Here is a 7,014-nt window from a genome sequence, read left to right as displayed (position 1 = left end):
TGCTTGACGAATCGAGCCAATTTTGAGGTGTCAACCATGTCTCCGAACACCTGTCAGCCATGTCCCCGGGCTGAACAGAAGCGAAGCAATCCAGAGTCCCGCGACGACCCTGGATTGCTTCGTCGCTTCGCTCCTCGCAATGATGGTGTTGCCCGAGTTGTGGCCGCAACCACCATTGTCGTCCCGGCCAAGTGCGCAACTGCGCACGCGACGCCGGGACCCATACCGCGCGATCTATCGCGAGCAGACGGAGGCAGACGCGTAGGGCGGATTAGCGCAGCGTAATCCGCCATCCCGTAGCGATGAAGAAGGATGAAGAACCCGGCGGGTTACGCTGCGCTAACCCGCCCTACTTACTGGTGTCATCAGCACCCGGCCGGCGCGACAACAAACAGCTGCGACTAATCCACCATCTCCGCGACCGCCTTGCCGCACGCCATCGTATCCGCATTGCCGCCGAGATCGCGCGTGCGCAGCGTCCGCTCCGCCAGCGTCCGCTCGATCGCGCCGACGATCGCCTGCGCGGCCTGCTTCTCGCCGAGATGCTCCAGCATCATCGCGCCCGACCAGATCATGCCGATCGGGTTGGCGATCCCCTGCCCCGCGATATCAGGCGCCGAGCCGTGCACCGGCTCGAACACCGACGGGAAGTTGCGCTCCGGATTGATGTTGCCCGACGGCGCGATGCCGATGGTGCCGGTGCAGGCAGGTCCCAGATCGGACAGGATGTCGCCGAACAGGTTGGAGCCGACGACGACGTCGAACCAGTCCGGATGCAGCACGAAATTCGCGGTGAGAATGTCGATGTGGTACTTGTCCCACTTCACGCCCGGATAGTTCCTGGCCATCGCCTCGACGCGCTCGTCCCAATACGGCATCGTGATCGAGATGCCGTTCGACTTGGTGGCCGAGGTCAGGTGCTTCTTCGGCCGCGACTGCGCCAGCTCGAAAGCGAATTTGAGGATGCGGTCGACGCCGGTGCGGGTCATCACCGTCTGCTGCGTGACGAACTCGCGATCGGTGTCAGGAAACATGCGGCCGCCGACCGACGAATACTCGCCTTCCGTGTTCTCGCGCACCACCCAGAAATCGATGTCGCCCGGCTTGCGTCCCACCAGCGGCGACGGCACGCCGGGCATCAGACGTACGGGACGCAGATTCACATACTGATCGAACTCGCGGCGGAACTTGATCAGCGAGCCCCACAGCGAGACGTGGTCGGCGATCTTGGCCGGCCAGCCGACGGCACCGAAATAGATCGCGTCATGGCTGCCGATCTGCGTCTTCCAGTCGTCCGGCATCATCTGGCCGTGCTTCTCGTAATAGTCGTAGCTCGAGAAGTCGAAATGATCGAACTGCACCGCGACGCCGTGCTTCTTGGCGGCCGCCTCGATCACGCGAATGCCCTCGGGCATGACCTCCTTGCCGATGCCGTCGCCGGGAATGACTGCGATGCGATAGGGCTTCTTGCTCATCGAGCGGATCCTTGCGTGTTGCGCCGTGTTCCGGCTGAAATCGTCGATCGCCTGAATGGACCAAACGACCGGGAAGCGCAACGCTGCGGTGCAAGATTGACCGCATGGCTGACGCGCAAGACAATCGCACAAGACAATCCGGTCTCCTCCCCTTCAGCGAGAGTGTCCATGGATCTTCACCTGCGCGGCAAGCGCGTTCTCATCACCGGCGCCTCCAAGGGCATCGGCGCCGCCGCCGCGGAAGCGTTCGCCGAGGAAGGCTGCCACGTCAGGCTCGCCGCGCGCAGCGCCGACCGGCTCTCGGCGCTGGTCGAGCAGCTCCGCTCCAAGCACCAGATCGACGCGGCGGCGCACGTCGTGGACCTGCGCAAGTCCGAGGACGTGACACGGCTGGCCGAGGAGGCCGGCGACATCGACATCCTCGTCAACAATGCCGGCGACATTCCGGGCGGCCCGATCGACAAGCTCGACGAGGCCACGTGGCGGCACGCCTGGGACCTCAAGGTGTTCGGCTTCATCAACCTGACGCGCCTTGTCTATGCTGACATGAAGGCGCGCGGCGCGGGCGTCATCATCAACGACATCGGCGCGGCCGGCGAGAAGTTCGACTTCAACTACATCTGCGGCAGCGCCGGCAACGCCGCGCTGATGGCCTTCACGCGCGCGCTCGGCTCCAAGAGCCTCGCCGACAACATCCGCGTTGTCGGCATCAACCCCGGCCCGGTCGGCACCGACCGGCACGTCACTTTGCTGAAAACCCGCGCCAAGCAGCAGTTCGGCGACGAGAGCCGCTACACGGAATTCCAGAAGAGCCTGCCGCTCGGGCGTCCGGCGCATCCACGCGAGATCGCCGACCTGATGGCGTTCCTGGCGTCCGATCGTGCCGGCTACACCTCCGGCGTGATCTATACCGTCGATGGCGGCATCAGTGCAGGGTGGGGTTGATCGCGGCGACCTTTCCACGTCCGGCGAAACATGGTCTACAACACAGCGCCGGGATGCTTCCAATCAGGAGAACCAAGCTTTGGCCGACCAGGGATTGATCCGCGAGACCGCCTGCGCCGTCGTCGACAAGTTGAAGGCCGGCGAGGTCACCCCGCTCGATTGCCTCGATGCATTGGAAGCGCGCATCACGGCCGTCGACGGCAAGGTGAATGCGCTGCCGACGCTGTGCTTCGATCGCGCGCGCGATCACGCCAAGGCGCTGATGCAGAAGAAGGCCTCTGAACGCGGCCTGCTCGCCGGCATGCCCGTGCCGATCAAGGATCTCACCGACGTCCAGGGCGTACTGACCACGCAGGGCTCGCCGATCTTCAAGGACCGGATTCCGGAACACTCCGATCTCCTGGTCGAGCATCTCGAAGCCAATGGCGGCGTGATCTACGCCAAGTCGAACACGCCGGAGTTCGGCGCCGGCGCCAACACCTTCAACGAGGTGTTCGGTGCGACGCGCAATCCCTGGGATACGTCGCGCTCGGCCGCCGGCTCGTCGGGCGGCGCAGCGGTTGCGCTTGCGACCGGCATGGCGTGGCTGGCGCACGGCTCGGACATGGGCGGCTCGCTGCGCAATCCCGCGAGCTTCTGCGGCATCGTCGGCCTGCGCCCGAGCTTCGGCCGCGTCGCGCATACGCCGGCCGTCGCCATCGACCGCAATCTCGGCGTCCAGGGCCCGATGGCCCGCAATGTCGAGGACCTCGCGCTGCTGCTGGACGCGATGAGCGGCGAGCACGCCGCCGACCCGATCTCGCTGCCCTCGCCCGCGACCTCCTTCCTCACCGCCGCCCGCTCCGGCAAGAAGCCGATCCGCGTCGCCTATTCGCCCGATCTCGGCATCACGCCGGTCGATCCCGAAGTGATCGCGGTCACCCGCAAAGCGGCGCAGCGTTTCGCCGAGCTCGGCGTCATCGTCGAGGAGGCGCATCCGGACTTCAGCGAGGCGCATGAATGCTTCCACGTGCTGCGCGCGCTCGACTTCGCGATGAGCAAGCAGGAGCTGCTGCGCACCAAGCGCGACCTGCTCAAGCCCGAAGTGATCTGGAACATCGAGGAAGGGCTGAAGCTCACCGTCGCGCAGATCACCCGCGCCGAAGCGCAGCGCGTGGCGATGACCGCTCGCGCCGTCAAGTTCTTCGAGACCTATGACCTGCTGCTGGCGCCGGCCACCATCGTGCCGCCCTTCCCGGTCGAGAACCGCTACGTCGCCGAATGCGCCGGACAGAAGTTCGACAACTACGTGCAGTGGCTCGGCATCGTCTACACGATCACGCTCGCCTGCTGCCCGGCGCTTTCGCTGCCATGCGGCTTCACCGCGTCGGGCCTGCCGGTGGGGTTGCAGGTGATCGCGCGGCCGCGCAACGACGCCGGTTTGCTGGCGGGTGCCAAGCTGCTCGAGGACGTGCTGGGAGTCGCCAGCTCCACGCCGATCGATCCGCGCGCGCCGAGGTGAAATGCTCCCCCTCGCCCTGAGGAGCCGCGCAGCGGCGTCTCGAAGGGTCAGGCCCGGGCGCTGGCCTCATGGTTCGAGACGCCCGCCTTCGGCGGGCTCCTCACCATGAGGGTTGAGATTCTCGCTGGCCTGCACAGTTCGCTCTTTCCGGCATGACCTTCCCCCGACCTTCCCCCTCACCCTGAGGAGCTCGCCGAAGGCGAGCGTCTCGAAGGGCGAGGCCCCGAACCTTGGCCTGATGGTTCTCCCAGCGAGGCGGAGCAGCGCCCCTCACCATGAGGGGCGGCAGTTCTGCTTTGATTGGCGCAGAGTTCCATGCGCTGAACATGGGACCCATGTCCGTTATCGTCTGTTGGCAATCCCTGCGGCTGCCGTAGAAGGGCCGCAAATCACGCTTGCCGGAGACCGGATATGACAGACCAGGCGATCGAGCCTGCCACCGAGACCACGTCGCTCGCCGACGTCGAGCGCCGCATCAAGGCGATCCTGATCGGCTCGGCCGGCAACCTGGTCGAATGGTACGATTTCTATGCCTATACGGCGTTCGCATTGTATTTCGCGCCGGCCTTCTTTCCATCGAAGGACCCGGTCGTCGAGCAGCTCAACGCCGCTGTCGTGTTCGCCGCGACCTTCCTGATGCGCCCGCTCGGCGGCTGGCTGTTCGGCTATCTCGCCGATCACCACGGCCGGCGGCTGTCGCTGACGGTCTCGGTGCTCTGCATGTGCTTCGGCTCGCTGATCATCGCGGTGACGCCGACCTATGCCACCATCGGCATCGCCGCGCCGATCATCCTGGCGCTCGCCCGCGTCATCGAGGGCCTCAGCCTCGGCGGCGAATATGGTGCCAGCGCCACCTATCTGTCCGAGGTCGCCGACGCCAGGCATCGCGGCTTCTATTCGAGCTTCCAATACGTCACGCTGATCGGCGGCCAGCTCACCGCGATCATCGTGCTCCTGCTGTTGCAGAAGGTGTTCCTGACCCCGGACGAATTGCGGGCCTGGGGCTGGCGCATTCCGTTCGCAATCGGTGCCGGCCTCGCGATCTTCGTGGCGGTGATGCGGCGGAACCTGCACGAGACCGAGGCCTTCGTCGAGGCCAAGAAGACCGTCGGCCCTTCCGGCTCGATCACCGCGCTGTTCAAATATCCGCGGGAGCTCCTGCTGGTGGTCGGCCTGACCGCGGGCGGCACCGCCGCATTCTACACCTTCACCACCTACATGCAGACCTTCGTGAAACTCTCGGTCGGCCTGACAGCGGACCAGACCACGATGGTGATCTTCGGCTCGCTGCTGTTCGCCTGCGTGCTGCAGCCCCTCTATGGGGCGATCTCCGATCGCATCGGCCGCAAGCCGCTGCTGATCTTCTTCGGCGTCGCCGGCACGCTGGCGACGATCCCGATTCTGACCGTGCTGAAGGGCACCAAGGAGCCGTTCACGGCCTTCCTGCTGATCTGCGGCGCCTGGATCTTCACGGCGGGCTACACCTCGATCAACGCGGTGGTGAAGGCCGAGCTGTTTCCGACCAATGTCCGTGCGCTCGGTGTCGGCCTGCCCTACGCGATCACCGTCTCGCTGTTCGGCGGCACCGCGCCGGCGATCGCGCTCTACTTCAAGAGCATTGGGCACGAGACCTGGTTCTATTATTATCTCACAAGCGTGATCTTCCTGTCGCTGCTCATCTATGCGACCATGCGTGACACCAAGCATGCGTCGGCGATGCATCGGCACGAATGAGCAGGACGAACTGGCGAGGGGTGCCGATGGCTGACGAGTCCGGGTTGCCGCCCGAGAGCAAGCTGAGCCGAGCCAAGGAGCGCTGGGCGCGCGAAGGCAAGTTCCTGACCGGCCGCTCCGTGCGGCCCGACGACCAGCGCCTGCCGCCGGGCCAGCACCTGACCCGCGACTGGCCGGTGCTCGATCTCGGCCTGACGCCGTCGGTCACATCGGAGCGCTGGCGGCTGGATGTCTATGGCGCGGTGGAAAATCCCCTGTTCTGGGACTGGACTGCCTTCCGCGCCCAGGAGCAGCGCCAGTTCACATCCGACATTCACTGCGTGACGACCTGGTCGCGTTACGACAATCGATGGGAAGGGCTTGCGACGCGCGACCTGCTTGCCGCCTGCCGGCCGCGCGACGGCGCTGATTTCGTCGTGCTGCATTCCTACGACGGCTACACGACCAATCTGACGCTGGAGGATTTCGCCGCCGAGGATGCGCTGCTCGCGCACAGCTGGTCCGGCGCGCCGCTCACCAGGGAGCATGGCGGTCCGGTGCGGGTCGTGGTGCCGCATCTGTATTTCTGGAAGAGCGCAAAGTGGCTGAAGGCGATCGAGTTTCTCGACTCCGACAAACCCGGCTATTGGGAGGTGCGCGGCTATCACAACCGCGGTGATCCCTGGGCCGAGCAGCGCTATTCGGAGTGATCGGGCTCCGCTCTGCCAGGCCAACGGAGCCGTAGGGTGGGCAAAGACGCGAAGCGTCGTGCCCACCCTCGCCCCGCAAAAAAGAAAAGAATGGTGGGCACGCTTCGCTTTGCCCACCCTACGGACTACATGTTATCGCTTCCGCACCGAAGCGCGGCCACCGCGATATCCGAACGTGCCAGAGACACAACATGGAGTTCACCTCAGAAACCGGCAAAATACCCAAGGGCTATGGGTACCTTCTCAAGCCGAGCGTCATCCTGGCCGCGCTGACCGCACGAGATCTTGGCGGCATTCGCATCCACCTCGTTCGCAGCCACGGCCGGCGTCTGTTCGATGCGCGATATCGGCCGCCGGACGGCGACATTCCATATGAGCGTCTCAACATCAAAGTGGGCACAGCGCACGAGCGCGACTTGCCCCCACTCCGCCGGCAGGCGAAGGACGAAGCTCTTCCCGAGCTGGTCCGATGGATTGCCGATCTCGTCGCGCAGGACCTGCCGACAGCGATCCGGAACGGTGAGCAGGTGATCGAGCTGCTGCCTCAGCGCGAGTGATCGTGGCGGGGCTGGTGAGATTGATCGCGGATCTAGGCTGGCAACAGCCCAACGTCGCAACACGCGAGCTGGCTAGTTAGTTACTCCGTCATGGCCGGGACAAGCCCGGCCAT

General features: G+C 65.1%; 6 protein-coding genes. 5 read left to right on the top strand and 1 reads right to left on the bottom strand.

Features of this window, described 5'->3' with window-relative positions; all coding sequences use genetic code 11:
* Positions 1-401 precede the first annotated feature (401 nt).
* Positions 402-1,475 carry a tartrate dehydrogenase gene (locus ACQR1F_RS32070; protein ID WP_434914544.1) on the bottom strand — a complete coding sequence of 358 codons (1,074 nt, stop codon included), beginning with the start codon at positions 1,473-1,475 and terminating at the stop codon, positions 402-404.
* A 168-nt stretch (positions 1,476-1,643) separates the two neighbouring features.
* Between ACQR1F_RS32070 and ACQR1F_RS32065 the strand changes: the two genes are divergently transcribed.
* The 5 genes from ACQR1F_RS32065 to ACQR1F_RS32045 all read left to right on the top strand — a co-directional run bounded on the left by ACQR1F_RS32065 (position 1,644) and on the right by ACQR1F_RS32045 (position 6,901).
* Complete coding sequence (locus ACQR1F_RS32065; RefSeq protein ID WP_434914543.1) at positions 1,644-2,420, top strand: SDR family oxidoreductase; 777 nt, start codon at positions 1,644-1,646, stop codon at positions 2,418-2,420.
* 79 nt (positions 2,421-2,499) lie between these two features.
* A complete protein-coding gene (locus tag ACQR1F_RS32060; RefSeq protein ID WP_315801342.1) occupies positions 2,500-3,921 on the top strand; it encodes an amidase in 1,422 nt (473 codons plus the stop codon).
* A gap of 411 nt (positions 3,922-4,332) precedes the next feature.
* Positions 4,333-5,655, top strand: coding sequence for an MFS transporter (locus tag ACQR1F_RS32055; RefSeq protein WP_315801343.1), 1,323 nt, complete (start codon positions 4,333-4,335; stop codon positions 5,653-5,655).
* A 26-nt stretch (positions 5,656-5,681) separates the two neighbouring features.
* Positions 5,682-6,344, top strand: coding sequence for a sulfite oxidase-like oxidoreductase (locus ACQR1F_RS32050; protein ID WP_315801344.1), 663 nt, complete (start codon positions 5,682-5,684; stop codon positions 6,342-6,344).
* Positions 6,345-6,535: 191 nt separating this feature from the next.
* Entirely contained in the window at positions 6,536-6,901 is a 366-nt protein-coding gene (locus tag ACQR1F_RS32045; RefSeq protein ID WP_315801345.1) for a hypothetical protein, read from the top strand.
* Positions 6,902-7,014 lie beyond the last annotated feature (113 nt).

It is taken from the genome of Bradyrhizobium sp. HKCCYLS3013 (genome assembly GCF_051167615.1).
In the GTDB taxonomy this organism is placed as follows: Bacteria; Pseudomonadota; Alphaproteobacteria; order Rhizobiales; family Xanthobacteraceae; genus Bradyrhizobium.
The sequence above is the reverse complement of the archived record's forward strand: the minus strand, read 5'-3'. Positions and strand labels throughout refer to the sequence as shown.